The organism is Streptomyces sp. NPDC049813 (assembly GCF_044465085.1).
GTDB lineage: Bacteria > Actinomycetota > Actinomycetes > Streptomycetales > Streptomycetaceae > Streptomyces.
Map to the genome: position 1 here is coordinate 18,301 of NZ_JBITLI010000012.1, position 26,190 is coordinate 44,490.

Here is a 26,190-nt window from a genome sequence, read left to right on the forward strand (position 1 = left end):
ACACGTCGTCAACGCGGCCCGACGGGCTTCCGCTCCACCTCGGTGGAGTCTCGAAGGACACGCCCCCACCCGCACGGTCTCTTCGTGCTGCCTGGGGGAAGTCCTTGCTGTTCCGCGCGTCCGCCGAAACGGTCGCCGTCATGGCACTCGACGGTTCGCTGTTCTTGCACCTGACCGACCGGTTCGTGCACCAGCACGGCTACCGGCCGGGCGACTCCGAGGCACGTTCCTGGAGACGCAGCATCCCCGTGCTGGCCGCCGCACTCAACGAGGCCGGGCTCGGCGACGTAGAGGTCATGCTGGAGTACGCGCTGCCGCTGAATAGCAAGCGTGCCGACGCCGTCCTCGCCGGGGTGCACCCGGGCACGGGAGAGCCGTCCTACGTCGTCGTGGAACTGAAGCAGTGGACCCAGGCGCTGCCGCACGACGATGACCCCACTCTGTGTTCCGTCGACGCCTACGCGCACCCGGTACTCAACCCGATCGAGCAGGTACGACGGTACTGCGACCACCTGGTCAACTTCAACGGCGCGGTGGCCGAGCACGCCGGGCAGGTCGAGGGCGTGGCGTTCCTGCACAACGCCACCGAAGCCGGGGTCGCCGGGTTGAGGGAGATCGAGCGTGACGGGCGCGCCCGACTCTTCACGGAGGAACGCCGCGGCGCGTTCCTGGATCACCTCCGGTCGAAGCTGAGCGACGAGCACCCGGGCGCCCAAGCCGCCGACGCGCTGCTCGCGGGTGTCACCGCGCCGTCGAAGCAGCTGATGTCCGTGGCGGCCAAGGAAGTCCGCGAGCGTCAGCAGTTCGTGCTCCTGGACGAGCAGCAGGTCGCCTACCGCATGGTGCTCAACGCGGTGGAGAGAGCCAAACGCGCCGACCACAAAGAAGTCGTCATCGTCACTGGCGGACCCGGGACGGGGAAGAGCGTGATCGCGCTCCAACTGCTCGGGGAGCTCTACCGCAGGGGCGTGACGGCCGTCCACGCGACCGGCTCGCAGTCGTTCACCAAGACGATGCGCAAGGTGGCCGGCGCGCGCAAACGGGAAGTCCAGGATCTCTTCAAGTACTTCAACAGCTTCATGTCCACGGAGAAGAACAGCCTCGACGTCCTGATCTGCGACGAGGCGCACCGCATCCGTGAGACCTCCGCCAATCGCTACACCCGCGCGGCGCTGCGGACCGGAAAGGCACAGGTCGATGAACTCATCGATGTGGCCCATGTGCCGGTCTTCTTCCTCGACGAGCACCAAGTGGTGCGCCCCGGTGAGATGGGGACCGTGGACGACATCCGCGCGGCCGCGGCCGGACGGGACATCGCCTGCCACGTCGTCCCGCTGGACAGTCAGTTCCGTTGCGGGGGCAGCGACGCCTACCTCCGCTGGGTGGTCCGGCTGCTCGGTCTGGAGCCCGGAGGCGCGGTCGCCTGGGAGCCCGACGGCCGCATGCAGTTGTCGGTGGCCGACAGTCCCGAGGAACTCGAGGCGTTCCTCGACGCGCGTCGGAGGGAGAAGTACGGCGCCAGAATGTCCGCGGGGTACTGCTGGCGATGGTCGCCCGAACCGAAGCCCGGGGACCCGCTGCCGGCCGACGTCGTCATCGGGAACTGGGCCAGGCCCTGGAACCTGCGCGGCGACCGGTCCGTCGCCGGCGCGCCTCCGTCGGCGCTGTGGGCCACGGATCCCGCCGGATTCGGGCAGGTGGGCTGTGTCTATACCGCCCAGGGTTTCGAGTACGACTGGTCCGGCGTCATCATCGGCCCTGACCTGCTCTGGCGGGACGGCCGCTGGGTCACCGACCGTGCCGCCTCCAAGGACCCGGTCTTCAAGAAGGCCGTGTCCGACGCCGAAGTGGACCGTCTCGTCCGGAACACCTACAAGGTGCTGCTGACGCGGGGCATGGTCGGCACCGTGGTCTACTCGACCGACGCGCAGACCCGGGCGAAGCTGCGGGAACTGGTAGCGGACGTACCTGAGTCACGACCTGCCGTGGCCGAAGAGCGTCTGCTGCGGCGCTGAAAGCGCGGTATCCGGCCAGATCTCCGTGCTTCCGGCCGGGCGCGGTGTCATATGCCTCGGGGCTGCACGGCCCTTCCGTAAGATCTCAGGGTCATTGCGGCCCGACGGGCTTCCAGGTGGACACGCCCCCATCCGCACGAGTCACTCGTGCCCTGGGGGAACCACCTCGTGTCCATGCTCCTGCTGAAACTGGCAGCGCGGGATCTGCTCACCCTGAATGCAAGACGCCGCATGGTGCCCCACCTCGCCGCGAGATGGAAACACTTCCTGCGCACTGACGCGTCCTTGTCCGAACGCTCCGCGTGGGCGGAGAGTCTGGTCCACCTCGCCGAGGACCTGGTCGCGGCCGGCCGCGGCAATGTCGAAATGGTCGTCGAGTGCGCGGCCACGCTCGATGAGACCGACCGCGCCACGGACCCGAGACTCATCGATGTCGTCCTCGTGGGCCGCCACCCCGAGGAGCACGGGCTGTCCGTGCAACTCGTCGAGCTGAAGCGCTGGTCGACGGTGACCCGGGTGGAACGGGCCACCGCGGAACTGGTGCAGGTCCCGGGCATGGGAGAGAAGAAGCACCCCGCGCTGCAACTGCGCGAGTACTACGAGGCGTTCACCAGTTTTCGAGGGCCCTTGCACGGGTTGGAGTTCGAGTGCGGCGGCTTCGCCTATCTGCACAACGCCACAGACCTCTCGGTGCTCCCCCTGGTCGGCGTGGACGCGCCGACCGGCGCCTACGCCCGGGTCTACACGAGCGACCGTCGCGCCCAGCTGCTCTCGGACCTGCGGAGCAGTTTCGCCGTCGACGGCGCTGATTCGGCGGCAGAGACCCTCTTGCGCAACATGGGGCTGCGTAACACTCCGCTTCTCGACGCCATGATCCGCTCCAACGGCGAGGACACGGTCTTCACCTTGCGCGGCCGTCAGAAGCTGGTCGCGGACCAGATCCTTGCCACCGCCGCCAAGGTGCTGCCCGATCCGGAGAGGCCCGCGCTCGTCCCCGACAAGCGAAGGGTGGTCTTCCTCGTCACCGGCGGCGCGGGTACCGGGAAGAGCGCCGTCGGCCTGCAACTCAAGGCGGACCTCGAGGCCGACGGCCGCACGGTCAAGTACGCGAGCGGCAGCAAGGCCTTCAACGGGGCCTTGCAGGAGCACGTCGGCTACGGCGACCGGGAGTTCAAGGAGAGCTTCACCTACTTCAGCAACTTCGTCACCCCGCCCGATCCGCCCCTGGACGTGCTGATCTGCGACGAGGCCCACCGCTTGCGCGACCGGTCCACCAACCGCTTCTGGAAGCCGGAGAGATGGGGCACCAAGCCGCAGGTGGACGAACTCCTCGACGCCTCCCGGCTGACGGTGTTCTTCCTCGACGAGGCACAGTCCGTCCGCCCGCAGGAAGTCGGCACTGTCGCGGTCGTCGAGGAGGCGGCGGAGCGTCACGACGCGCAGTTGGTCCGCCTCGGACTGAGGGAGCAGTTCCGGTGCGGCGGCAGCGACGGCTACATCCGTTGGGTGCGTGGCCTGTTGGGAGTGTCGGACGGGAAACCGGAGCAATGGACCCCGGACGGACTGATGCACGTCGAGGTCGCCGACAGCCCGGAGGAACTCGAGCGGATCATCCGTTCCGAGGCGCAGGCGGGAGCGTCCGCGCGCATGGTCGCCGGATACTGCTGGCCCTGGACGAAACCCAGAGGCAAGGACAAGCGGCTCGAGCCCGACGTCCGGATCGGTGACTGGCACCGGCCGTGGAACGCGGACAGCGAGTCCTTCTGCGAGAACAAGACCGTCCCCCCGTCCAAGATCTGGTCCGTGCACGAGAACGGTCTCGGTCAGATCGGGTGCGTGTACACCGCGCAGGGGCTTGAGTGGGACTGGTGCGGCGTGATCATGGGTGAGGACATGGTGCGGCGGGGGGACAGCTGGGTGTTCCGCCGGGGCAAGGAGCGGGCGGACAAGGAGGCGGGCGTCAAGCGCGTCGGAGTGGCCGGGTCGTTCGACCCCAAGGTGCGGCCGAAGAGCGTGGACGACGACGAGTTCGCCCGGCTCGTCCGGCACGCGTACCACGTGCTGCTGACTCGGGCGAGCCGTGCCACCGTGCTCTACTCCACGGACGAGGAGACGCGGGCCTACCTGAAGAAGCTGGTCGGCGACGTCGAGGTGCATGGGCTGCGGCCCACCTGGGAGAACCTTCCGGAGCAGGCCCGCCAGCCGCACCTGCCCCGTCCCGGCCGGGGGCGTCGTCGCAGCAGGAACCGCCGGAAGAAGGACACCGGGCCCGGGACGATGCGGCTCTTCTGACTCAGGGATCACGAGAGATCGAGTAGTGAGGTGGCGGGCTCTCCGGACCCGCCACCTCCCGGTCACAGGACCAGTCGTGCTGCCGCGGTCAGAATCGCCACCAACACGTTGACGACGACTCCCACCGTGACGTCGACCAGAATCCGACGGATCCGGTCACGACGTGCAGGCTTGTACTCAACGACGTTCATCGGTCTCCACTCCTGAGCGTGAGCTGGGAATGGCAGGGATCGCCCTACCGGGCATCCGCAGTCACACCGCGTACGGAACACGGTGGAGACCACTCGTCGCTCATCGCCGAGGACCGGCGCCTGGAACACCGCCGACGTACCCTCCGGGAAGGTGCGCAGCAGTAAGCACCCTAATACACACTCCAGTTGACGTGGATCCCTGGCCCTTCGCCTGTCACCGGCCTCTCAGGCATCCCCGGATCACCCCCGCACCGGCACCACCCACACCGCCCCCTCTCCCGCCCCCGGATGCGGCCACACCTCCACGGGGTGTTGGTAGACCTCGCTGAGGAGTCGCGCTTCGAAGACCTCGGACGGTGGGCCGTCCGCCGTGACGTGGCCCGTGTGGAGGAGTGCCGTGCGGTCCGCGTGGGCCGCGGCCAGGCCCAGGTCGTGCAGGACGACGACGACCGCGTCGCCCGCCGCGGCGCGGGAGCGGCACACGCGCAGGACCAGTTCCTGGTGGCGCAGGTCGAGCGCCGCGGTCGGTTCGTCGAGGAGGAGGAGCTGGGTCGACTGGGCCAGGACGCGGGCCAGGGCGACCCGGGCGCGTTCGCCGCCGGAGAGGGCCGAGAAGGGGCGGGCCGCGAAGGGGGCCGTCTCCGTGGCGCGGAGGGCCGCCGCGATCGCCGCGTCGTCCTCGTCCTCGTACGGTGTGCCCGTCCAGGGGGCGCGGCCCATCCGGACCACCTCCTCCACCGTGAACGGGAAGGAGAGCGTCGCGGACTGCGGGAGCAGGGCGCGGTGCTGGGCGAGGGCGGGGGCCGGCCAGGCCGTGGCCGGGCGGTCGCCGATGCGCAGTTCGCCGGCGGTGGGCGGCAGGTCCCCGGCGAGGGCGGCCAGCAGCGTCGACTTCCCGGCGCCGTTCGGGCCGACCAGCGCCAGGACCTCGCCCGCGCGGACCGGCAGGTCGACTCCGGAGAGGACCTCGCGGCCGCCCAGCTCCAGGTGGAGCCCGCGGGCCTCGGCGACCGTCTCCCCGGGGGCGTAGCGCGTGGGCAGGGCCCGCGGGCGCCGGGCCCGTGGTGTCCATGGCGTCCAAGGTGCCCGAGGTACCTGGAGGGTCCCGTGCGTCCCGTGCGTTCCGTGCGTCCAACGCGTCTTCATGCCCAGCCCCCCTGCCTACGACGAGTGCGGCGCAGCAGCCAGAAGAAGAACGGGCTGCCGGTGAGCGCGGTGAGGACGCCGATGGGCAGTTCGGCGGGGGCCGCGACCGTGCGGGCGGCGAGGTCGGCGCCGGCCAGGACGACCGCGCCGCCCAGCGCGCTGCCGGGGACGAGGAAGCGGTGGCCGGGGCCCGCGAGCATGCGCAGCAGGTGCGGGATGACCAGGCCCACGAAGCCGATCACGCCGGAGACCGCCACCGCCGCCGCCGTGAGGAGGGCGATGACGAGGATGAGGGTGACGCGGAGCTTCTCGACCTCCACGCCGAGGTGGCGGGCCGGGCGTTCGCCGAGCGCGAGCAGGTCGAGGCGGCGGGAGTGGAAGGGGGCGGCCAGCAGGCCGAGGGCGGCGCAGGGCAGGACCGCGAGCACCTTCGGCCAGGTCGCCTGCGCCAGTGAGCCGAGCTGCCAGAACGTGATCTGGTTGACGGCCGCCGTGTCCGCGTAGGAGAGGAACAGGCCGATCAGGGCGCCGGCGAAGGCGTTCACCGCGATGCCCGTGAGGATCAGGGTGACGACCTCCGTGCGGCCGCCCGAGCGGGACATGGCGTACACGACCAGGACCGTCGCCAGGCCCGACACGAAGGCGCAGACCGTGATCGTCCACGTGCCGAGGAAGTTCAGGCCGAGCGCGATGCAGGCGACCGCGCCGACCGCCGCGCCCGAGGAGACGCCGATGACGCCCGGTTCGGCGAGCGGGTTGCCGAAGACGCCCTGCATCAGGGCGCCCGCGCAGCCCAGCGAGGCGCCGACGAGGAGGGCGAGCACGACGCGGGGCAGGCGGACGTTCCACAGCACCGACTCGCCGACCCGGTCGAGGGCCGTGCCGCCGAGACCGGCGCGGTGCTGGACGGAGGCGAGCACGTCGCCGGGCGGGATGTCGTACGCGCCGATGCCCGCCGACAGGAGCGCCAGCAGGACGAGGGCCGTGGCGAGGGCCGCGGTCACGGGCCATGTCCTGCTGTGCGGCCGGCGTCCGGGTTCCCGGGCGGGCGTGGTCGTGGGTGGGGTGGCGGTCGCCGTCATGTCAGGCACCGCCCGTGCCGTAGAGCTGGTCCACGAGGGAGCGCAGGACCTGGTCGGTGCGCGGGCCGTAGTTGAGCAGGACGCCGTCCTCGACGGAGACGACGCGGCGGTCGACGCCCGCCGGGGTCTCGGCGACGCCCGGGATCCTGACGAGGCCGTCGACGCCGCCGACGGAGTCGAGGCCCTTGGTCATGACGAGGATCGCGTCGGGCGCGGCCTGGGCGAGCGCCTCGCTGGTGATGGCCCGGAAGTCCGTCCGCAGCCCCGACGCGGCGCCCGCGTCCACCGCCCCGGCCGCTTCGAGCAGCGACGTGGCGCCGGACTTCGCGCCGCCGATGAGGTAGACGGAGGCCGAGCCGCGGACGTAGAGGAAGGCGACGCGCGGTTTCCTGCCGTCGGCCGGGCGCGGGACGGTCTTCTGCACAGCGGCGATGCGCTGCTCCGAACGGTGCGTCAACTCCCTTCCCGCGGCGGGGACTCCGAGCGTGTCCGCGACCGCCTGGATGCGGGGGCCGACGTCGGCGAGGCCCTGGGCCGGGTCCAGTACGACCACGGGGACGCCCGCGTCGCGGATCTGCCGGACGGCTTCGGCGGGGCCCGTCGTCTTCTCGGCGAGCACCAGGTCCGGCCGGAGCGAGAGCACGCTCTCGGCGGACACGTCGTGGTTGCGGGTGACGACCGGCAGCTTCCCGGCCTGGTCGAAGGTGGCGGTGATGTCGCGGGCGACCACGTCCGCGCCGAGCCCGAGCGTGAACACGATCTCGCTGAGGCTGCCGGAGAGCGGCACGATCCGCCCGGCCCGCCGGACCGTCACCTTGCGGCCGTCCGCCGAGGTGACGGTGGCGGGCAGCTTCGGACGGGGCGTCGCGAGGGGTTCCAGGCGGTTCGCCGTGGCGGCGGCCCGCGCCGCGGGGTGCGGGGTGGCGGTGGCACCGCCCCCGCAGGCGGTGGCGGCCACCGCGAGGAGCAGGGCGCAGGCGGTGAGCGGCACGCCCGTTCGTCGGGAAGCGCGGGTGGGGGCGGCTGGCGGAGGCACGCGGGGACCGTCCTGTCGTGAGGGGAGGGATGCGAAAGGGGCTGGGGCTGTCGGCGGAAGCAAGGGTAGTTTAGGTTAGCCTTACCTAAGTCGCCAGGGTCTGGTGACGTACCCCGGAGGAACCGCCATGTCCCGACGCGCCCGGATACGCGTCCTCGCCGTCACCCTGTTCACCGCGCTGCTCGGAGCGCTGCTCCCGGCCACCGGCGCGCACGCCGCGCCCCGCACCGTGCAGGGCGGCCGCCTCGACTGGGGTCTGAAGGCGTCCTTCCAGAGCTACGTCACCGGCCCCATCGCCCAGGGGAGTTACTCCCTGACGGGCGGCGCGGCGACCGTCGGCGCGAGCCAGTTCCGCTTCCACTCCGCGACCGGCGGCTACGACGGGGCGACGGGCGCCTTCACCGCCTCGTTCTCCGGCGGCGTGCACTTCGTCGGGCACCGCAGGAGCGACGGGAGCCACGAACTCGACATGACGCTCAGCCGTCCCACCGTCCGCGTCGCGGGCGGAGCGGGGACGCTGTACGTCGATGTCGTCAGCAAGGCGAAGGGCACCGGGGCGGTCACGTCGTCCCGTCAGGTGCCCTTCGCCTCCCTCTCCCTCGGCGGGATCGACATGAAGGGCGACGGGAACACCGTCACCCTGAACAACCTCCCCGCCTCCCTCACCGCTCAGGGCGCCCGGTCCTTCGCCGGGTACTACACCGCCGGGACCCCGCTCGACCCGGTGAGCCTGTCCGCCGACGTCGCGCCGCGGCCGGCCGCGAAGCCCTCGTCCTCCGCCACGAAGAAGGCCGGATCCAAGGGCGAGAAGGAGCGGCAGGACCCCTCCGGCGCGTTCCGGGGCGGCGCCGTCGACTGGGGCGTGCGCCGCACCTTCCGCGAGTACGTCACCGGGGACATCGCCCGGGGCACGTGGAGACTCGGCGACGGGGCGCAGGACGGGGGCGCGCTGTTCCGCTTCCCGAAGGGGAAGGGCACGTACGACCGGAAGAAGCAGAGCCTGGACGGCGCGTTCACCGGGTCCGTGCGGTTCACCGGGGCGCACGGGCTCGAACTGACGCTCGCCGACCCGGCCGTCACCGTCGCCGGCGGCACGGGCACCCTGCGCGCCGATGTGACCCGCGGCCACAAGACCGCCAAGGACACCCCGCTCGTCACCTTCACCGTGAAGTCCCTCGCGGCGAAGGACGGCCTCGTGCGGGTCGACGAGGCGCCGGCCGTGCTCACCGCCGCCGGGGCGAGGGCGTTCGGCGGCATGTACCAGAAGGGGGCCGCGATGGACCCCGTCTCGCTGGCCGTCGCCCTCGACGCGGACGCGGTGCTGCCCGCGCTGCCGGATCTCGGCAGCTCGGCGTCGGCCGGTTCGGTCGGGCCGGGCGGTCCGGGCGGTCCGGCGGAGCCGGGTCCCCGATCCGGCCCGAGCGCCGTCGCCGCCGAGTCGGCGGAGTCCGGGCGGAGTTCGGGTCTGTCCGGGGGAGCGGTCGCCGGGATCGCCGGTGCCGGGGTGCTGCTCGTCGCCGCGGCCGCCCTTCTCTTCGTCGTCCGTAGCCGCCGGCGGGGTTCCGCCGCCGGATAGGCGTCCGCCTCAGACCTTTTCGCTGCCGGGCGTCGCGCCTCCGTGGTCGCCCGCGCAGTTCCCCGCGCCCTGCCCCTGCAAGGGCGCCGACCGCCCCTGTCCCGTGAGTTGTAGGAGATCGCATGTCCCTCGTCAGACACCCCGTGGCCCTCGCCGCCGCGACCGCCGTCGCGCTCGGAGCGGGCGCCCTCGCCCTGCCCGCGTCCGCCGCCGGGAACGCGTCCGCCGCCGGGAACGCCGGCGCCGGGAACGCTTCCGCCGCCGGGAAGGCGCCCGCCATCGAGTTGAAGAATGGCACGCTCGACTGGGGCGTCAAGGAGTCGTTCCGCACGTACGTCACGGGGATCGCCGCCGGGAAGATCGAGGCGGCGCCGGGGCGACGCAGGCCGCCGGCAACGGCGTCTTCACCTTCACCGGCGGCACCGGCACGTACGACACGGCGACGCACGGCACCGACACCGCCTTCGACGGCGCCCTGCGGTTCGTCTCCACGGCCCACCGGTTCTCCATCGCCATCAGCGACGTCAAGGTGGTGACCACCGGCACCACCGGGCACATCGACGCCGACGTCTCCGTCAACGGCACGGTCCGCGACGACATCGAGTTCGCCACCCTCGACCTCTCCGCCGTCCGGCCCGGCCAGGGCGCGGGCGGCGCGATGACCTTCAAGGACATCCCGGCGACCCTGACGGCCGACGGCGCCCAGGCGTTCAACGGCATGTACGCGGCGGGCACCGCCCTCGACCCGGCGACGCTGACGGTGACCGCCGTCGCGCCCTCCCCGGACCCGGACCCGGACCCGGATCCGGATCCCGACCCCTCCACGAAGCCGCCCACCACGGCGCCGGCCACCGCGAAGCCGACCACCACTCCCACGGGCAGGCCCGCCACCACCGCCCCGGCGACACCGAAGCCCGTCGCCTCCCCGTCCGGGAGCGCCGCCCCCGGCGCCCTCGCCGACGGCAACCTGGACTGGGGCGTCAAGGAGTCCTTCCGTACGTACATCACCGGCCCGATCGCCAAGGGCAAGGTCGAACTGAGCGGCGGCGCGGCCGGGAACGGTTCGGGGTACCGCTTCGGCGACGCGAGCGGCAGCTACGACGCCGACGCGAAGTCCCTGGACGCGAAGTTCGCGGGCGCCGTCCGCTTCCTCGGCCACCAGGAGGGCGGGACGTACGCGCTCGACCTGAAGTTCAGCGATCTGCGCGTGACGGCGGCGGGCGGCAGCGGCAAGCTCGTCGCCGACGTCTCCAGCAAGAACCAGGAGACCGGCGAGGTCGCCACGTACGCGGACCTGACCGTGGCCACCCTCAAGGTCGGCTCCGGCGACCTGGACGCGAAGGGCGACGTCGTCACGCTCGACGGCGCCGCCGCCACTCTCACCGCGGGCGGCGCCAAGGCGTTCGGCGGGTTCTACCAGGCCGGGGCCGCGCTCGACCCCGTCGACGTGGCCGTCTCCCTCGACGCGGACGCGACGCTTCCGGCGAACGGCGGCGGCAGCGCCAACGGTAACGGCAGCGGCACCACCGGGGGGACGTCGCAGGCCGCGGCCGGCACCACCGGCTCCACCGGCACCGGCTCGACCACCGGCGGTACGGGCGCCCTCGCCTCGACCGGCGCCGACGTCCCGGCCGGCCCGCTCGCCGCGGCCGCCGCGCTGGTCGTCGCGGCGGGCGCGGGCACGGTCTTCGCCGTCCGGAGGCGCCACCCGCGGACGAGGTGACCTCTGTCCGGGCGGCGGCCTGGGTGCGCTGAGTCGCGGCCATACGGTCTTCTGGGCGCAGGGAGTCACGGGCGCACGGCCACCTGGGCGCAGGGAGTCGCGGTCGTACGGTCGCCTGGGCGCAGGGAGTCACGGGCGCCCGGCCGCCTAGGCTCCGGGAGGCACGGGCGCCCGGCCGCCTAGGCTCCGGGAGTCACGGGCGCCCGGCCACCACCTAGGCGCAGGAAGCCGCGGTCGCACGGTCACCCGGGTGCGCTGTGCCGCGCCCCCCGCCCGCACGTACTGCACCGCTGCCGTACGGCCGTCCGTCAGATCAGGGGCGGGCGGCCGAGGCGGGTCATGTGCCACACGGTGCGCCAGCGCATCGGGCGCCGTTCCCCGGCCGGGGCGCGCACGCCTTCCACGAAGCCGCCCGCCCAGGCCCGCAGGCCGCCGAGGGAGCGGGTCCGCGCCAGGGTCAGCAGCGTCCACGTGCCCAGGTACAGCGGGACCAGCGGGAGCGGAAGGCGGCGGCGGGCCAGCCAGACGCGGTTGCGGGCGGTCATCCGGTAGTAGACCGCGTGCCGCGCCGGAGACGTCCGCGGGTGCTGGAGCAGCAGCGACGGCTCGTACAGGACCTTCCAGCCGGCGTCGAGCGCGCGCCAGGCGAGGTCGGTCTCCTCGTGGGTGAAGAAGAAGTCGGCGGGCCAGTCACCGGTCTCGGCGAGCATCTCCATCGAGAAGGCGTGGGCGCCGCCGAGGAACGCGGTCACCGGGCCGCGCCGCATCGGGTCCTTCGCCCGCAGCCGCGGCACGTGGCGGCGCTGCGTCTCGCCGAGTTCGTCGGCGATGCGGAACCCGACGACGCCCAGGCGCGGGTCGGCCGCGTAGAGGCGCTGGATCGTGGCGAAGACGTCGGCGTCGACGAGGAGCCCGTCGTCGTCGAGTTCGACGGCCACGTCCACGTCGCCGAACTCGCGCAGCCGGGCGAGCGCCACGTTCCGGCCGCCGGGGCAGCCGAGGTTGTCGTCCAGTTCGACGGTCGTGACCTCGAAGGGCAGGCCGGTGAAGGCGGGCAGCGGCGTGCCGTTGCCGATCATGACGACGCGGGCCGGCGGGGCGTCCTGCTTGGCCACCGACTCCAGCAGCGCGTCGACGTCCTTGGGCCGGTTGCCCATGGTGACGATGGCCACGCCGATGCGGGGGAGTTCGGTGGTCGGGCGCCTGTCTGTCATGGCGGCGATGGTAGCCGTTCACCTGATGAGCCCCGGCACGGCGTCGGCGGTGGGGCGGTCCGGCCCCTCGCCGGGGCCTCAGGCCTCCGCGCCCGGCGCGGGTCCGAGCGAGCGCTCCGCCAGCTTCGCCAGGTGCGCGGCGAGGGCCCCGCGGGCGTCCGGGGTGAGGGTGCCGAGGGCGACGAGCGCCGTGACGACCACGTCGCACAGCTCCGACTCGACGTCCTGCCAGGTGTGGCTGACGCCCTTGCGCGGGTTCTGCCCGACGGCGCCGATGACCGCCTGCGCGGCCTCGCCCACCTCCTCCGAGAGCTTCAGCATCCGCAGGAGCAGGGCCTCTTGGGCGGGCCGCTGGTTGTTCTCGTCCAGCCAGGCGCGCAACCGGTCGATGGTGGCCCACAGTTCGTCGTCGTTCGTCGTCGTCCGCGTCACGACGGACGAGCCTACGGCCCTACGGCCCCGCGCAGGAGGACGCCGCGTACTACGCGGAAGGCTCGGCGGCGGGATCGGCGGCGGGCTCCGCCTCCCGTACCCGCTTGGTGCGCGAACCCACCACGGCCAGCGTCGCCGCCGCGGCCCCCACCAGCGCCGCCGGCACCATCCAGTGCCGGTCGAGCACGTGGCCCAGGGCGTGGTCGAGGGAGTAGCGGCCCGCGCCGGTCACCGCGAGGCCCGCCGCGACGAAGCCGAGGAAGGCCGGGTACTCGTAGCCGCCCTCCATCGCGAAGAAGCCGTTCGGGGCGTGCACGGCGGCCGCGCCCGCCATCGTCCCGGCGGCCGCCGCGCCGCCGAGCGGGGTGGCGAGACCGAGCGCGAGGAGCGCGCCGCCGCCCGCCTCGCCGAGCCCGGCCGCGAGGGCGCTGGCCTTGGCGGGGGCGTACCCCATGGCGTCCATGGCGGCGGCCGTGCCGGAGACGCCGCCCCCGCCGAACCAGCCCAGCAGCTTCTGCGCGCCGTGCGCGGCGAGCACCCCGCCGGTGCCCAGGCGCAGCGCGAGCAGGCCCACGTCGCGGCGGGAGCGGCAGCCCGTACGGGAGGGTCGGCGGGAGCGGGAGATGCGTGAACGTGTGCAGGTCATGCCCCCACCGTCCGGCAGCGCGAGCCCGCGCACCTCGCGCGCGGGCCCATTCGGGTGGCGGGTCCCGGGCCCCGGTGCGAGCCTGGCCGCATGCCCATGCAGACCGCAAAGCTCAGCGACCCGGCCGTCCGCGCCTTCGTCACGGCGCTCAACGCCCACGACGAAGAGGCCTTCCGCGCCGCGCTCGCGCCGGACGCGACCATGGCCGACGACGGCTCCGAGCGGGACCTCGCCGAATGGACGGCCCGCGAGATCTTCGACTCGCACGGCCACATGGAGATCGAGAAGGAGAAGGCCGGCGGCCGCTCCCTCGTCGCCCGGTACAGCAACGACACGTGGGGTGAGATGCGCACCGCGTGGACGTTCGACGTGACGGACGGCAAGATCACCCGCTTCGAGACCGGCCAGGCCTGAACGCGCGGTCGTTGCCCCCCGGCAGCCCCTGGCTAGGGGATCGGTACCGCTGCCCCCGACACCCGCACCCGCGCGTCGCCCTCCCGCAGTGTCACCGTCAGCTCGCCGGGGCGGCCCAGGTCGGTGCCCTGGTGGAGGGTGAGTTCGGCGGTCCGGGGGACTAGGCCGAGCGTGCGCAGGTACGCGCCGAAGGCCGCGGCGGCCGCACCCGTGGCGGGGTCCTCGACGACGCCTCCCACCGGGAACGGGTCGCGCACGTGGAAGACGAAGTCGCTCTCCCGCCACACCAGTTGGACCGTGGTCAGTTCCAGCCGGTGCATCAGCGCGGCGAGCCGCTCGAAGTCGTAGGCGAGGTCGGCGAGGCGGCCGCGGGTGGCCGCCGCCAGGACGAGGTGGCGGGCGCCGGCGTAGGCGATGCGCGGCGGCAGCGCCGGGTCGAGGTCGGCGGCCGGCCAGTCGAGCGCGGCCAGCGCCTCCGTGAGGTCGTCGCCGGTCACGTCCTCGACGTGCGGCGCGACGCTCGTGAGGGTCGCCCGCAGCACGCCGTCGCCCCGGTCCACGGTGACGGGGACCTCGCCGGCCTGCGTGTGGAAGAGGTAGTCGCCGGTGCCGTGCCGCTCGGCGAGGGCGACGGCCGTGGCGACGGTGGCGTGGCCGCAGAACGACACCTCGGCCTTCGGGCTGAAGAAGCGCAGGTTCCGCGTCCGCGCGTCGCGCGGGTCCGGTCCCGGGGTCACGAAGGCGGATTCGCTGTAGCCCAGGCCGGCGGCGATCTTGAGCATCGCGTCGTCGTCGAGGGCGGAGGCGTCGAGCACGACCCCGGCCGGGTTGCCCCCGGCGGGCGTCGTGGCGAAGGCGGTGTAGCGCAGCACGTCGTCTGTCATGGGGACCATCCAAGCAACCGCGCCCGCGCCGGGGGAGCGATCGGTGGAAGAGGGCGCCCGTCCCCTCCGCAGGCGCCCTCTCCCTCCCCCCTCGCGATGGTCCGGTGGGTGGTGCTCAGTGGCAGCTGACGCCGCCGGAGCCGAGCCGGCTCCAGGAGCAGGAGTCGAGCTGGGCGCCGCTCGGCTTGATCAGCCGGGCCTTGTCGCCGGTGTTGTTCCAGACGTACGAGCCGCGGCCCCAGTACCGCACGCCCGCGGCGTTCGCGCCCTTGCCGGTACGGACCTTGACCGTCTTGCCCGCGCCGATCTTGTAGCTGCCAAAGGTGTACGTGTAGCCGGTGTTGTCCTTCAGCTTGTAGCCCTTGAGCTGGACGGCGGAGCGGGAGTTGTTGTGGATGTTCACCCACTCCCCGTTCAGCGAGCCGTTGCTGCGGTTGTCCGAGCCGGGGCTGTCGTACTGGATGTAACCGAGGTGCAGCCCGCTCTGGTGCGCGGCGGCGGAGGCCGGGGCCACGGCGAGCAGCGGGCCCGCGAGGGCCGCCGCGACGAGGGCGGCCGGGGCTGCGGAACGTATGCGCAAAGTGCACTCCAAATGTGAAGTTCTCGTGGAGAGGAGCTGAGCATACGGGTCGCAGCGCCCGGTCATAGGTCGGTTGGCGAAATTCCGCTTGTGGAGATTTACATCTCAAGCACCCGGTTCGGAAAGCGGTACCGAACCGCTCAACCCCGGCCGACGAAGGGCATGTTCGTCGCCAGAACCGTCGCGAACTGCACATTGGCCTCCAGCGGCAGCTCGGCCATGTGCCGCACCGTGCGCGCCACGTCCGCCACGTCCATCACGGGCTCCGCCGCCAGCTCCCCGTTGGCCTGCAAGATCCCGGACTGCATGCGCGCGGTCATGTCGGTCGCCGCGTTGCCGATGTCGATCTGCCCGCAGGCGATGCGGTACGGACGGCCGTCCAGAGAGAGCGACTTGGTCAGGCCGGTGAGGGCGTGCTTCGTCGCCGTGTACGCGATCGAGTGCGGGCGCGGGGTCTGCGCGGAGATCGACCCGTTGTTGATGATCCGGCCGCCGATCGGGTCCTGCTCCTTCATCTGCCGGAACGCCGCCTGGGCGCAGAGGAACGCCCCGTTCAGGTTGGTGTCGACGACGTGCCGCCACGCGTCGTACGCCAGCTCCTCGACGGGCACCCCGCCGGGCCCGAAGGTGCCCGCGTTGTTGAAGAGCAGGTCGAGCCGGCCGAACCGGTCGGTCACGGCGGCGAAGAGGCGCGCCACGTCCCGCGGGTCCGACACGTCGGTGCGCACGGCGAGGGAGCCGGTGTCCGGGGCGAGCGCCGCCGTCTCCTCCAGGGTCTCGGTGCGGCGGCCGGCCAGGGCCACGCGCCAGCCGGCGCGCAGCAGCTCCAGGGCGACGGCCCGGCCGATGCCGGAGCCGGCGCCGGTGACCACGGCGGTTCTCGTCTCTGCGGTTCGCTGATCGTCCATGGGGCCGCAGCGTACGGGCGGTGGTGCCACCCGGAGATCACCGATCCGCCATGTGGCTGTTGTGTACGCGACAGTCGAGCGTCGTCCCGGCCCACTGCAATTCCCCTGACGGCAGACGACAGCAGCAGTCAGGGGAGGGGCTCCATGCCTCGCACACCGCAGCACGCACCCGAACTCCGCGTAGCCGCTCAGCACTTGGGCCGCCGCCGCTTCCTCACGGTCGCGGGCGCGGCCTCGGCGCTCGCCTTCAGCGTGAATCTGCCCGCCGCGGGCGCGGCGGCCGCCGCCGAGCTGGACGCCCGCAAGATCACCGCCGACCCGTTCACCCTGGGCGTCGCCTCCGGTGACCCGCAGCCCGGCTCCGTGCTGCTGTGGACCCGGCTCGCCCCCAAACCGTACGAGGCCGGCGGCGGGCTGCCCGCCCAGCGCGTCGACGTGCGATGGGAACTCGCCCACGACGAGCGCTTCCGGCGCGTCGCCCGGCGGGGCACCGCCACCGCGCACCCCGAGTTCGACCACTCGGTCCACGTCGAGGTCGAGCACCTCGCGCCGGGCCGCGTCTACTACTACCGCTTCCGCGTCGGCGGCTGGGTCAGCGAGACGGGCCGCACCCGCACCGCACCGGCCGCCGGCGACCGCGTCGCGCGGCTGAGCCTGGCCGCCGTCTCCTGCCAGGCGTACCACGACGGCTACTTCACCGCGTACAAGCACCTCGCCCAGGACGACGTCGACGTCGTCTTCCACCTCGGCGACTACCTCTACGAGTACGCCGTCAACTCCGCGGGCGGCAACCGCAAGTACACCGACCGCGTCCTGCCCGACGTCTTCAATCGCGAGACGGTCACCCTGGAGGACTACCGGCTGCGCTACGCGCTCTACAAGTCCGACCCGGACCTGCGGGCCGCGCACGCCGCGCACCCCTTCGTCGTCACCTGGGACGACCACGAGACCGAGAACAACTACGCCGACGACATCTCCGAGAACGACGACCCGCCGGCCGAGTTCCTGCTGCGCCGCGCCTCCGCGTACCGCGCGTACTGGGAGAACCAGCCGCTGCGCCGCCCCCAGCTGCCCACCGGGCCCGACGCCCAGCTCTACCGCCGGCTCGACTGGGGCCGCCTCGCCCAGTTCGACATCCTCGACACCCGGCAGTACCGCTCCAACCAGGCCTACGGGGACACCGCCCACGCGCCGGGCCCCGAGTCGGACGATCCGGCGCGCACCATCACCGGGGCGACGCAGGAGCGCTGGCTCATCGACGGCTGGCGCCGCTCGCACGCGCTGTGGAACGTCGTGCCGCAGCAGGTCAACTTCTCCGAGCGCAAGCTCGACCTGACCGCGAACGCGAAGCTGTCCATGGACGCGTGGGACGGGTACCGGGCCTCGCGGGCGCGGGTGCTCGCCGGGGCGAAGGCGGCCCGCGTCGAGAACCTCATGGTCCTCACCGGTGACGTGCATGTCGCCTACGCCTACGACATCAAGGAGGACTTCGCCGATCCGGGGTCGCGGACCCTCGGCACGGAGATCGTCGCCACGTCCATCGCCTCCGGCAAGGACGGGGCGGAGAAGCCGGCCACCTGGGAGACGTACACGCGGGCCAACCCGCACATGAAGTTCTACGACGGGCGGCGGGGGTACGTCACCGTGGGGCTCGGGCGGGAGGAGGCGCGGGCCGACTTCAAGACGGTGTCCGCCGTGAGCGTGCCAGGGGCGCCGTTGACGACGGCGGCGTCCTTTGTCACGCGGGTGGGGGAGCAGGGGCTGCGGCCGGCTTAGCGGATCTCGTGCCCGGGGTGCTGCGTCCTCCCTGGCCGGTCACCGACGCCGCCCGTTCACCCGCGGGCCGGTGGGGGCCGGTCGCGCAGTTCCCCGCGCCCCTGAGGGCGTGCTGCGTGCGCCCGGTCTTCGTCCGCGGCTCCGGTGGGGCTTCTCGCGCCGTTCCCCGCGCCCCTGAAGGCGCACTGCGTGCGCCCTGTTTTCTTCTGCGGCTCCGGTGGGGCTTCTCGCGCCGTTCCCCGCGCCCCTGGAGGCTTGCGGCTTCGCCGCAGCCCCGGGGGCGATGAGATGGCGCACGAAGTGCGCATCTCGGGGGCGCGGGGAACTGCGCGACCAGCCCCCACCGGCCGGTGGACGGCGAACTACCAAGGGGCGCGCGGGACTACCCGCTCAGAGTTCGCCGGGGTAGCGGACCCCCACCGCCGAGCGCACAGCGTCCAGCGTGCGCATGACCGCCACCGAAGAATCCAGCGGCACCAGCGCGGACTCCGTGTCCCCCGCCCGCACCCTCCGCATCACCTCGACCGCCTCGTGCCGGAGCGAATCCCGCGGCCCGTCCTCCGGCGCGGCCACGAACTCCTCGGGGTCGCGCCCGTCCCGGTGCAGCACGAACCGCTCCGGATAGAAGAACCCGGCGGGCACGTCGATCCGCCCCGCGGACCCCGTCACCGAGGCCGTCACCCCCGTACCCGAATTGATCGCACAGTGCAGCACGGCCTGCGCCCCGCCCGCCCAGGACAGCAGCATCCCGGTCTGCAGGTCCACGCCCTCCTCGGAGAGCATCGCCCGCGCGGTCACCTCCGCCGGCTCTCCGAGCAGCAGGTGCGCGAACGACACCGGGTAGACCCCCAGGTCCAGGGTCGCGCCGCCGCCCTGGGCCGGGTCCCGCAGCCGGTGCGCGGGCGGGAAGGGCCCGGCCAGGCCGAAGTCGGCCTGCACGGTGCGCACCTCACCGATCGCGCCGTCGTCGACGAGCGCCTTCAGCCGCCGCACGAGCGGGTTGCAGTACATCCACATGGCCTCCATCAGGAAGAGGCCGCGCGAGCGCGCGAGCGTCACCAGTTCCCCGGCCTCGCGCGCGTTCAGCGTGAACGCCTTCTCGCACAGCACCGCGCGCCCCGCCTCCAGGCAGAGCCCGGCCGCCTCCCGGTGCGCGGCGTGCGGTGTGGCCACGTACACCACGTCCAGGGAGTCGTCCGCGGCGAGCGAGGCCCAGTCGCCGTAGGCCCGCTCGATGCCGAACCGTTCCGCGAACCCCTTCGCCGCCGTGGCGGTCCGCGAACCGACCGCCACCACCTCGGCGTCCGGCAGGTCCAGCAGCGCCGCCGTGAACGACGCCGCGATGCCTCCCGTCGCGAGAATCCCCCACCGCACGCGCTCCGCTGCCATCCCTGCCGCCTCAGTCCTTGGTCCCGGTCGCTCCGCCGAGCTGAGAGCATAGGTAATCGCACGTGCGGCCGGGAGAGACGAAAGGGAACGAGGGGCGACGGGATGGCGGAGAGCGAACGTACGGGGAGTACCACGCAAGCGGCGCCACTCGCCCAGGTCACCGGGCCGGGAAGCCCAACGCCCGTACCCGCGGCGGCCGTTCGCACCGGCGCCCTCGTCACCCTGGTGCTCGGCGGCCTGACCGCGGTGCCGCCGCTGTCCATGGACATGTACCTCCCGGCGCTGCCCGAGGTCACCGGCGCCCTGCACACCTCCGCGGCCACCGCCCAGCTCACCCTCACCGCGTGCCTGACCGGCATGGCGCTCGGCCAGCTCGTGGTCGGCCCGATGAGCGACAAGTGGGGGCGGCGCAGACCGCTCATGGCCGGCCTGCTCGTCTACGTCGTCGCCACCGCGATCTGCGCCCTCGCGCCGAACGCCGCGCTGCTCGTCGCCTTCCGGCTGCTCCAGGGCCTGGCGGGCGCGGCCGGCATCGTGATCGCCCGCGCCGTCGTGCGCGACCTCTACGACGGCGTCGCGATGGCCCGCTTCTTCTCCACCCTCATGCTGATCTCCGGTGTCGCCCCGATCGTCGCGCCCCTCATCGGCGGCCAGGTCCTGCGCGTCACCGACTGGCGCGGCGTCTTCGTCGTGCTCACCGTCGTCGGCATCGCGCTCACCGCGATCGTCGGCAGGTTCCTGCCCGAGACGCTGCCGCCCGCACGGCGCCACTCCGGCGGCACCGTCGAGGCGCTGCGCACCATGCGCTCCCTGCTCGCCGACCGCGTCTTCACCGGCTACATGGTCGCGGGCGGCTTCGCCTTCGCCGCGCTGTTCGCGTACATCAGCGCCTCGCCGTTCGTCATCCAGGAGATCTACGGGGCCTCGCCGCAGACCTTCAGCCTGCTCTTCGGGCTCAACTCGGTCGGCCTGATCGCCGTCGGCCAGCTCAACGGCAAGGTCCTCGTCGGCCGCGTCAGCCTCGACAAGGTCCTCGGCGCCGGGCTGACCCTGATCGTGCTGTCCGCCGCGTTCCTGCTGCTGGTCGCCACCGGCGCGTTCGGCGACCCGGAGAGACTCGGCATCGTCCCCGTCGCCGCCGGGCTCTTCGTCCTGATGGCCTCGATGGGCCTCGCCACCCCCAACACGAACGCGCTGGCGCTGCTGCGCACCCCGCACGCCGCCGGCTCCGCGTCCGCCCTGCTCGGCACCTCCTCCTTCCTGATCGGCGCGGTCGCCTCGCCGCTGGTCGGCATCGCGGGCGAGCACACGGCGGTGCCGATGGCCCTGGTGCAGCTCGCCTGCGGTCTGGCGGCGGCCCTCGCCTTCCTGGCACTGTGCCGCCCGTGGCAGCACGCCGCCAGGACGACGAGGGAGGTGACGGAGCGCTGAGCTCCCCACGACTGCGGTACGGCACCCCCGAGCGGGCCGGCCTGGACGCCGGGCAGATCGCCCGGCTTGTCGAGGACGTGCGCCTGCTCAGCGACGGCCCGCGCCCGTGGTGCGCGGGCGCCGTGCTGCTCGCCGGGCGCGGCCCGGTGATCGCCGCGCAGGACGCCAGCGGCTGGGCGGTGCGGTACGCCGCCTACGACGAGAGCGCCGGCCGCGGCGCCGGGCTGCCGGTCGCCGCCCGCGTCCCCATGGCCGCCGACACCCCCTTCGACCTCGCCTCCCTCACCAAGCTGTTCACCACGATCGCCGCCGTGCAGCAGATCGAGCGCGGCACGCTCGGCATCGACGCCCGGGTCGGCGCGTACCTCCCCGACTTCACGGCCGCGGCCGAGCACGGCATCACCGTCCGCGGGCTGCTCACCCACACCTCGGGCCTGCGCCCGGAACTGCCGCTGTACGCGGCCCCGGACGCGGCCTCCCGGCTGGCCCTGCTGCGCGCCGAGGCGCCGTCGTCGAAGCCGGGGGAGTACGTCTACTCCGATCTGAACATGCTGCTGCTCCAGCACCTCCTGCACCGCCTGACCGGCCGCCCCATCGATGTGCTCGTCCGCGAGGGCATCACCCGGCCGCTCGGCATGACCGCCACCTCCTACGGGCCCCGGCCCGACGCCGCCGCCACCGAGGACCAGCGCCGGCCCTGGGCCAAGGCCGACCGCGGCATGCTGCGCGGCGAGGTGCACGACGAGAACGCCTGGGCGCTGGGCGGCGTCGCGGGCCACGCGGGGCTCTTCTCCACCGCGTACGACCTGGCGGTGCTCTGCCGGACCCTGCTCAACGGCGGCTCGTACGGCACCGCCCGCATCCTCGGCCCCGACTTCGTCGACCTGATGCTGACGGCGCCCGGCCTCGGCTTCCGGATCGACCAGCCGTGGTTCATGGGCGAGCTGGCCGGCGCGGGGGCGGCCGGGCACACCGGGTTCACCGGCACGTCCCTGGTCCTGGACCCGGCCACCGACACGTTCCTGGTGCTGCTGGCCACCACGGTGCACCCGCGCCGCCGCCGCGCCGACAACGTGCCGCGCGCGGCCGCGGCGACCCGGCTGGCCCGCGCGGTCACGGGCCCGCCCGGCTCCTGATCCGCAGCCGCCTAAAATGCTCCGGGTGAACGCCCCGAACGACCCTTCGCCCCCCGCCGCCGCGTCCGCCGAGCCCGCCGAGACGCTCCGCGGGGCGCTCGCCGGGCTGCTCGACGGGCTGCCGCCCACGCAGGCGGCCCGCGCCGTGGACCGGCTCATCGCGAACTACCGGGGCACCACCCCGACCGACGCGCCGATCCTGCGCGACCGGTCGGACGTCGCGGCGTACGCGGCGTACCGGATGCCCGCCACGTTCGAGGCGGTCGCCGCGGCCCTGGCCGGCCTGGCCGCCGCCGCGCCCGACGGCTGGACGCCGGACGGCCACCTGGACATCGGCGGCGGCACCGGCGCGGCGGTCTGGGCGGCCCGCGCGGTGTGGCCCCGGCCGCGCCCGACGACGGTCCTCGACTGGTCGCAGCCGGCGCTGGAGCTCGGCCGCGAACTCGCCGCGGCGGACGGCGCGTTGCGCGACTCGGTCCGCTGGGAGCGCGCGCGCATCGGCACCGGCCCGGCCCTCGGCGCCACCGGCCTGGTGACGATCTCCTACGTCCTGAAGGAGCTGACGGAGGCCGACCGCGCGGCGGTCGTCGACGCCGCGGCCGAGGCCGCCACGGAGACCGTCGTCGTCATCGAGCCCGGCACCCCCGACGGGTACGCCCGGGTCATCGAGGCCCGCGACCGGCTGATCGCCGCGGGCCTGCGCATCGCGGCGCCCTGCCCGCACAGCGCGGCCTGCCCGATCGTCCCCGGCGAGGACTGGTGCCACTTCGCGGCGCGGGTCAGCCGCTCCTCCCTGCACCGCAAGGTCAAGGGCGGCTCGCTGGCGTACGAGGACGAGAAGTTCTCCTACGTCGCCGCGACCCGCTTCCGGCCCGCGCCCGCGCCGTCCCGGATCGTCCGGCGCCCCCAGATCCGCAAGGGTCAGGTCCTGCTCGACCTGTGCGGGCCGGAGGTCGCCCTCACGCGGACGACGGTGACGAAGAAACACGGCTCCGCGTACAGGGAGGCGCGGGATGCGGGGTGGGGCGATCCGTGGCGCTTGCTGCCGCGGGGGTGACGGGGGGTTTGCGGTGCCCGGGGCTGCGGTGCGGTGCCGCGTCGCGTCCGACCGCGGGTCCGGTGGGGCTTCTCGCGCCGTTCCCCGCGCCCCTGAATGGGGCGCCGTTTCGGGTGGCGGGTGTGTGGTGGCCGCGGGCCCGGTGGGGCTTCTCGCGCAGTTCCCCGCGCCCCTGAAGGCATGCGCTGCGCGCAGCCTTCCCCGATGAAGGTCGCGCACGGAGTGCGCACCTTCAGGGGCGCGGGGAACTGCGCGAGCAACCACGACGCGCCGGCACCGAAGGGCAGGCACACGCCCCCACGGCGCCGGCGCGGCAACTTGGACGGGCCCGCGCCCAGGGGCAAGCACACGCCCCCGCGGCACCCATGACGGGCCCGTCAGAGGTTCAGCGGAGTTCGAGCGTGCAGCACTTCACGCTCCCGCCCCCTTTCAGCAGCTCGGACAGGTCCATCGCGACCGGCACGTACCCCCGCTCCCGGAGCGGCCCGAACAACCCGACGGCCCCCTGCGGGACCAGCACGTGCAGGCCGTCCGAGACCGAGTTCAGGCCGAAGGCGACCGCGTCCGCCTCCTCCGCGACCAGCGCGTCGGGAAAGAGCCGGCGCAGCACGTCCCGGCTGCCGGACGAGAACGCGCCGGGGTAGTACATGACGTCGTCCGCCCGGTCGTCCAGGACGGCGAGCGCCGTGTCCAGGTGGTAGAAGCGGGGGTCGACCAGGTCGAGCCCGATCACCGGCCGCCCGAAGACCTCCTGGGCCTCCCCGTGCGACAGCGGCGACGCCCGGAACCCGCGCCCCGCGAGCACGTACGAGGTGGTGACGGCGAAGTCCCCCTCCCCCTCGTTCACATGGACGGGCTCGTGCACGTCCGCGTAGCCGTGGGCCCGGAACCACTCCAGATGGGCGGCGGCCTCCGCCTCCCGCTGCGGGTGGGCGAAGCGCGCCCCGAGGACCCGGCCGTCGACGACGGTCGCCCCGTTGGCCGCGTAGACCATGTCGGGCAGGCCGGGCCGGGGCGCGAGCACCTCCACGGTGTGGCCGAGGGCGCGGTACCGGTCGCGCAGGTCCTCCCACTGCGCGAGCGCGAGGGGGACGTCGACGGGTTTCGCCGGGTCCATCCACGGATTGATCGAGTAGGTGACCTTGAAGTGTGCCGGTGGGCACATGAGATAGCGCCGGGGTGTGGCGCGACGTCCGGCGGAACTCCCGGGGCACGGCTTACGCAATGAGGGCTCCTCACAACCGCAGGGACTGGTGCGCCCATGGTGCGGTCGGAGGAGCCCCCGGGGATGTGAACCGAACGGGTGGTTCACGGCGCGCGGTCACGACGCGCCGCTGCTACCACGCCCCTCTCGCGACTCCCGCAACTCCCGCAACAACGCCCGCTTCTGCGCGACCGGATCGGCGCCCCCGCCCACCTGGCCGCCACCGCGGCGGCCGCCGCGCAGCGCGGTCCGGGAGAGGGTGCGACGGGTCCCGCCGACGCCCAGCATGCCGCCTGCTCCACCTCGGGTCATGACGTACTCCTCCACCTCGGTCACCCACTCCGGCGAGACGTATCGTCTCGCCGTGCTGACGGGTTCTACTGTGAACGAGACGGTTCGTCTTGTCAAGGCATTACGAGACGGGACGTCTCGCCTCGCTCGCTGCTACATTCGAACCATGTCCACCACGCCCCCGCGCGCCCCCAAGAAGACGCCCCCCGACTCCGCCCGCCGCAGCGAGCGCTCGCGCCGCGCCATCTACGACGCCGCCCTCGCCCTGGTCGGTGAGATCGGCTACCCCCGGACGACCATCGAGGGCATCGCCGCCCGCGCAGGCGTCGGCAAGCAGACGATCTACCGCTGGTGGGGATCGAAGGCGCAGGTGCTCATGGAGGCCTTCATCGACCTCAACGAGCAGAACCAGCGGGCCGCCGCCGCCGACCACCCGGACGTCCCGCTCGACCCCGTGGGCCTGCCCGACAGCGGCGACCTGGAGGCCGACCTCAAGGCGGTGCTGCGCGCCACCGTCGACGAGCTCCTCGACCCGCGCTTCGACGCCCCGGCCCGCGCCCTCGCCGCCGAGGGGGTTGCCAGCCGCGAGTTCGCCCGCGAGTTCGTCGCCAAGCTCCTCATGCCGGGGCTCGACCTCTACGCCGCCCGGCTGCGCGCCGCCCAGGACGCCGGGCAGGTCCGCGCGGACGTCGACCCCGAGACCGCCCGCGACCTGTTCTCCGGACCGCTCGCCCAGCGGTGGCTCCAGGAGACGGGCCCGCTCGACCACGCGTACGCGGACCGGATCGTCGAGTACGCCCTGTACGGCATCACCCCGCGCCCGTAGCGCCCCGGGGGACGGCCGCGAGCAGCCCCGGCGCGTTCGTGATCACCCCGTCGCAGCCGAGCCGCAGCACCCGGTCGCGCTCGCGCGGCGTGTTCACGGTGTGCGCCCACACGCGCGGCACCCCCGAGTGCACCGCCCGCAGCAGATCGGTGTCGCGCGCCGCGTGATCCATGTCCAGGACGTCGACGTACGCGGCCCACAGCGCGGGCCGGTCGGTCCTCATCTGCCGCGCGGAGCGCCACAGCTGGGTGATCAGGCCGAGCCGGTGCGCGCGCCGCGCGACGGCCGGGCTGTTGGAGTTCACCAGCACCGAGCCGGTCAGGTCGCGGGCCCGGATCAGCCGGGCAAGGCCGGCGAGGCTCGGCGGGTCCTTGGCCTCCAGTATCAGCACGCTCCGGCCGCCGAACCGGTCGAGCACCTCCGCGACCGTCGGCGGCCGCTCCGGCAGCCACACGCCGGGCAGCGCGCCGTCGGGCCGCACCCGCACCCTCTGCCACCGCGCCCGGTCCAGCGCGCCGACCGGCCCGCGCGCGTAGGTCGTACGGTCCAGGGTCGGATCGTGCATGACCACGAGCGTGCCGTCGCGCAGCATCCGCGTGTCGAAGTCGAGGATCTGCGCGGTGCCTCGCGCGAAGGCCGCCGTCAGCCCCGCCATCGTGTTCTCCGGCACCTCCAGTGCGCCGCCGCGGTGCGCGGTGTACACGATGCGGGGCAGGGCCGCCACGGAGAGCGGGGCGCCGCCGCCCGTGAGCGGGGGTGCGAAGGCCAGCACGGTCAGGGAGAGGGCACCGGCGAATCCGACGACCGGCACGGTCCGGGCGGCAAGAAGGGCCATGGCCCACACGGTAAGTCCGCAAACCCGTGCAAATAGGGCAATGACACCCAGTGGCCCCTCCAGAAGCGGGATGGTGGGACCATGGTGGTCCGGGGCTCAACCGGCA

Annotated in this window: 23 protein-coding genes and 1 pseudogene; 10 read left to right on the forward strand and 14 right to left on the reverse strand. The window is 73.4% G+C overall.

Translation table 11 applies throughout. The features are described 5' to 3' along the window. The first annotated feature begins 104 nt into the window (after positions 1–104). Entirely contained in the window at positions 105–2,015 is a 1,911-nt protein-coding gene (locus ACIBW6_RS23490; RefSeq protein WP_399062645.1) for a DNA/RNA helicase domain-containing protein, read from the forward strand. 174 nt (positions 2,016–2,189) lie between these two features. Continuing rightward, positions 2,190–4,307, forward strand: coding sequence for a DUF2075 domain-containing protein (locus ACIBW6_RS23495; RefSeq protein ID WP_399063091.1), 2,118 nt, complete (start codon positions 2,190–2,192; stop codon positions 4,305–4,307). A 62-nt stretch (positions 4,308–4,369) separates the two neighbouring features. Here the strand turns inward: ACIBW6_RS23495 and ACIBW6_RS23500 are convergent, their stop codons facing one another. The 4 genes from ACIBW6_RS23500 to ACIBW6_RS23515 form a co-directional block, all read right to left on the reverse strand. Then, complete coding sequence (locus ACIBW6_RS23500) at positions 4,370–4,498, reverse strand: DUF6408 family protein (protein WP_399062647.1); 129 nt, start codon at positions 4,496–4,498, stop codon at positions 4,370–4,372. 240 nt (positions 4,499–4,738) lie between these two features. Continuing rightward, entirely contained in the window at positions 4,739–5,644 is a 906-nt protein-coding gene (locus ACIBW6_RS23505) for a heme ABC transporter ATP-binding protein (RefSeq protein ID WP_399062649.1), read from the reverse strand. Further along, positions 5,641–6,726 (reverse strand): FecCD family ABC transporter permease, encoded by a 1,086-nt coding sequence (locus tag ACIBW6_RS23510; protein ID WP_399062651.1) that lies wholly within the window; start codon positions 6,724–6,726, stop codon positions 5,641–5,643. Before ACIBW6_RS23510 ends, ACIBW6_RS23505 begins: the two co-directional genes overlap by 4 nt. 1 nt (position 6,727) lies before the next feature. Beyond that, positions 6,728–7,762: a hemin ABC transporter substrate-binding protein gene (locus ACIBW6_RS23515; RefSeq protein WP_399062653.1), complete on the reverse strand. Its 1,035-nt coding sequence runs from the start codon at positions 7,760–7,762 to the stop codon at positions 6,728–6,730. Positions 7,763–7,889: 127 nt separating this feature from the next. On the opposite strand from ACIBW6_RS23515, the gene ACIBW6_RS23520 reads away from it, so the two are divergent. Both ACIBW6_RS23520 and ACIBW6_RS23525 read left to right on the forward strand, forming a co-directional pair. After that, entirely contained in the window at positions 7,890–9,338 is a 1,449-nt protein-coding gene (locus ACIBW6_RS23520) for an HtaA domain-containing protein (RefSeq protein ID WP_399062655.1), read from the forward strand. 122 nt (positions 9,339–9,460) lie between these two features. After that, positions 9,461–11,061: pseudogene (locus ACIBW6_RS23525) on the forward strand (HtaA domain-containing protein). Positions 11,062–11,369: 308 nt separating this feature from the next. On the opposite strand, the gene ACIBW6_RS23530 reads toward ACIBW6_RS23525, so the two are convergent. The 3 genes from ACIBW6_RS23530 to ACIBW6_RS23540 form a co-directional block, all read right to left on the reverse strand. Then, a complete protein-coding gene (locus tag ACIBW6_RS23530; RefSeq protein ID WP_399062657.1) occupies positions 11,370–12,275 on the reverse strand; it encodes a glycosyltransferase family 2 protein in 906 nt (301 codons plus the stop codon). Positions 12,276–12,353: 78 nt separating this feature from the next. After that, on the reverse strand, positions 12,354–12,707 hold the full coding sequence (locus ACIBW6_RS23535) for a MazG-like family protein (protein WP_399062659.1): 354 nt from the start codon (positions 12,705–12,707) through the stop codon (positions 12,354–12,356). A gap of 49 nt (positions 12,708–12,756) precedes the next feature. After that, positions 12,757–13,353: a DoxX family protein gene (locus ACIBW6_RS23540; protein ID WP_399062661.1), complete on the reverse strand. Its 597-nt coding sequence runs from the start codon at positions 13,351–13,353 to the stop codon at positions 12,757–12,759. Between the two features lie 90 nt (positions 13,354–13,443). Between ACIBW6_RS23540 and ACIBW6_RS23545 the strand changes: the two genes are divergently transcribed. Beyond that, positions 13,444–13,767, forward strand: a complete 324-nt coding sequence (locus ACIBW6_RS23545) for a nuclear transport factor 2 family protein (RefSeq protein ID WP_399062663.1) — start codon at positions 13,444–13,446, stop codon at positions 13,765–13,767. 32 nt (positions 13,768–13,799) lie between these two features. Here the strand turns inward: ACIBW6_RS23545 and ACIBW6_RS23550 are convergent, their stop codons facing one another. The 3 genes from ACIBW6_RS23550 to ACIBW6_RS23560 form a co-directional block, all read right to left on the reverse strand. Beyond that, positions 13,800–14,660 carry a PhzF family phenazine biosynthesis protein gene (locus ACIBW6_RS23550; protein WP_399062665.1) on the reverse strand — a complete coding sequence of 287 codons (861 nt, stop codon included), beginning with the start codon at positions 14,658–14,660 and terminating at the stop codon, positions 13,800–13,802. 106 nt (positions 14,661–14,766) lie between these two features. Beyond that, positions 14,767–15,231, reverse strand: a complete 465-nt coding sequence (locus ACIBW6_RS23555; protein ID WP_399062667.1) for a lamin tail domain-containing protein — start codon at positions 15,229–15,231, stop codon at positions 14,767–14,769. 140 nt (positions 15,232–15,371) lie between these two features. Next, positions 15,372–16,139 carry an SDR family oxidoreductase gene (locus ACIBW6_RS23560; protein ID WP_399062669.1) on the reverse strand — a complete coding sequence of 256 codons (768 nt, stop codon included), beginning with the start codon at positions 16,137–16,139 and terminating at the stop codon, positions 15,372–15,374. A 144-nt stretch (positions 16,140–16,283) separates the two neighbouring features. Between ACIBW6_RS23560 and ACIBW6_RS23565 the strand changes: the two genes are divergently transcribed. Continuing rightward, positions 16,284–17,915: an alkaline phosphatase D family protein gene (locus tag ACIBW6_RS23565; RefSeq protein ID WP_399062671.1), complete on the forward strand. Its 1,632-nt coding sequence runs from the start codon at positions 16,284–16,286 to the stop codon at positions 17,913–17,915. Between the two features lie 390 nt (positions 17,916–18,305). On the opposite strand, the gene ACIBW6_RS23570 is transcribed toward ACIBW6_RS23565, so the two are convergent. After that, the gene (locus ACIBW6_RS23570) at positions 18,306–19,304 is read right to left on the reverse strand and encodes a Gfo/Idh/MocA family protein (protein ID WP_399062673.1); all 999 of its coding nucleotides are present in this window, start codon (positions 19,302–19,304) and stop codon (positions 18,306–18,308) included. 102 nt (positions 19,305–19,406) lie between these two features. On the opposite strand from ACIBW6_RS23570, the gene ACIBW6_RS23575 reads away from it, so the two are divergent. From ACIBW6_RS23575 to ACIBW6_RS23585, 3 genes are read left to right on the forward strand one after another with little or no spacing between them, the layout of a single operon-like run. Beyond that, the gene (locus ACIBW6_RS23575; protein ID WP_399062675.1) at positions 19,407–20,735 is read left to right on the forward strand and encodes a multidrug effflux MFS transporter; all 1,329 of its coding nucleotides are present in this window, start codon (positions 19,407–19,409) and stop codon (positions 20,733–20,735) included. After that, positions 20,690–21,871 carry a serine hydrolase domain-containing protein gene (locus tag ACIBW6_RS23580; protein WP_399062677.1) on the forward strand — a complete coding sequence of 394 codons (1,182 nt, stop codon included), beginning with the start codon at positions 20,690–20,692 and terminating at the stop codon, positions 21,869–21,871. The genes ACIBW6_RS23575 and ACIBW6_RS23580 overlap by 46 nt, the downstream gene beginning before the upstream one ends. 16 nt (positions 21,872–21,887) lie before the next feature. Continuing rightward, positions 21,888–22,928 carry a small ribosomal subunit Rsm22 family protein gene (locus ACIBW6_RS23585; RefSeq protein WP_399062679.1) on the forward strand — a complete coding sequence of 347 codons (1,041 nt, stop codon included), beginning with the start codon at positions 21,888–21,890 and terminating at the stop codon, positions 22,926–22,928. Between the two features lie 385 nt (positions 22,929–23,313). On the opposite strand, the gene ddaH is transcribed toward ACIBW6_RS23585, so the two are convergent. Both ddaH and ACIBW6_RS23595 read right to left on the reverse strand, forming a co-directional pair. Then, entirely contained in the window at positions 23,314–24,153 is an 840-nt protein-coding gene (ddaH, locus tag ACIBW6_RS23590) for a dimethylargininase (RefSeq protein ID WP_399062681.1), read from the reverse strand. Between the two features lie 96 nt (positions 24,154–24,249). Then, the gene (locus tag ACIBW6_RS23595; RefSeq protein WP_399062683.1) at positions 24,250–24,444 is read right to left on the reverse strand and encodes a DUF6243 family protein; all 195 of its coding nucleotides are present in this window, start codon (positions 24,442–24,444) and stop codon (positions 24,250–24,252) included. A 145-nt stretch (positions 24,445–24,589) separates the two neighbouring features. On the opposite strand from ACIBW6_RS23595, the gene ACIBW6_RS23600 reads away from it, so the two are divergent. Beyond that, positions 24,590–25,249 carry a TetR/AcrR family transcriptional regulator gene (locus tag ACIBW6_RS23600; RefSeq protein ID WP_399062685.1) on the forward strand — a complete coding sequence of 220 codons (660 nt, stop codon included), beginning with the start codon at positions 24,590–24,592 and terminating at the stop codon, positions 25,247–25,249. Here the strand turns inward: ACIBW6_RS23600 and ACIBW6_RS23605 are convergent. Continuing rightward, positions 25,233–26,084 (reverse strand): glycerophosphodiester phosphodiesterase, encoded by an 852-nt coding sequence (locus ACIBW6_RS23605; RefSeq protein WP_399062687.1) that lies wholly within the window; start codon positions 26,082–26,084, stop codon positions 25,233–25,235. The genes ACIBW6_RS23600 and ACIBW6_RS23605 overlap by 17 nt on opposite strands. Positions 26,085–26,190: the final 106 nt, after the last annotated feature.

Bases quoted from the DNA above. Each gene is read 5' to 3' on its own strand.
- ACIBW6_RS23605 (WP_399062687.1), bottom strand. From the start codon at position 26,084: ATGGCCCTTCTTGCCGCCCGGACCGTGCCGGTCGTCGGATTCGCCGGT.
- ACIBW6_RS23600 (WP_399062685.1), top strand. From the start codon at position 24,590: ATGTCCACCACGCCCCCGCGCGCCCCCAAGAAGACGCCCCCCGACTCC.
- ACIBW6_RS23545 (WP_399062663.1), top strand. From the start codon at position 13,444: ATGCCCATGCAGACCGCAAAGCTCAGCGACCCGGCCGTCCGCGCCTTC.
- ACIBW6_RS23595 (WP_399062683.1), bottom strand. From the start codon at position 24,444: ATGACCCGAGGTGGAGCAGGCGGCATGCTGGGCGTCGGCGGGACCCGT.
- ACIBW6_RS23565 (WP_399062671.1), top strand. From the start codon at position 16,284: ATGCCTCGCACACCGCAGCACGCACCCGAACTCCGCGTAGCCGCTCAG.
- ACIBW6_RS23500 (WP_399062647.1), bottom strand. From the start codon at position 4,498: ATGAACGTCGTTGAGTACAAGCCTGCACGTCGTGACCGGATCCGTCGG.
- ACIBW6_RS23585 (WP_399062679.1), top strand. From the start codon at position 21,888: ATGCTCCGGGTGAACGCCCCGAACGACCCTTCGCCCCCCGCCGCCGCG.
- ACIBW6_RS23510 (WP_399062651.1), bottom strand. From the start codon at position 6,726: ATGACGGCGACCGCCACCCCACCCACGACCACGCCCGCCCGGGAACCC.
- ACIBW6_RS23530 (WP_399062657.1), bottom strand. From the start codon at position 12,275: ATGACAGACAGGCGCCCGACCACCGAACTCCCCCGCATCGGCGTGGCC.
- ACIBW6_RS23505 (WP_399062649.1), bottom strand. From the start codon at position 5,644: ATGAAGACGCGTTGGACGCACGGAACGCACGGGACGCACGGGACCCTC.
- ACIBW6_RS23520 (WP_399062655.1), top strand. From the start codon at position 7,890: ATGTCCCGACGCGCCCGGATACGCGTCCTCGCCGTCACCCTGTTCACC.
- ACIBW6_RS23570 (WP_399062673.1), bottom strand. From the start codon at position 19,304: ATGGCAGCGGAGCGCGTGCGGTGGGGGATTCTCGCGACGGGAGGCATC.
- ACIBW6_RS23540 (WP_399062661.1), bottom strand. From the start codon at position 13,353: ATGACCTGCACACGTTCACGCATCTCCCGCTCCCGCCGACCCTCCCGT.
- ACIBW6_RS23550 (WP_399062665.1), bottom strand. From the start codon at position 14,660: ATGGTCCCCATGACAGACGACGTGCTGCGCTACACCGCCTTCGCCACG.
- ACIBW6_RS23575 (WP_399062675.1), top strand. From the start codon at position 19,407: ATGGCGGAGAGCGAACGTACGGGGAGTACCACGCAAGCGGCGCCACTC.
- ACIBW6_RS23495 (WP_399063091.1), top strand. From the start codon at position 2,190: ATGCTCCTGCTGAAACTGGCAGCGCGGGATCTGCTCACCCTGAATGCA.
- ACIBW6_RS23560 (WP_399062669.1), bottom strand. From the start codon at position 16,139: ATGGACGATCAGCGAACCGCAGAGACGAGAACCGCCGTGGTCACCGGC.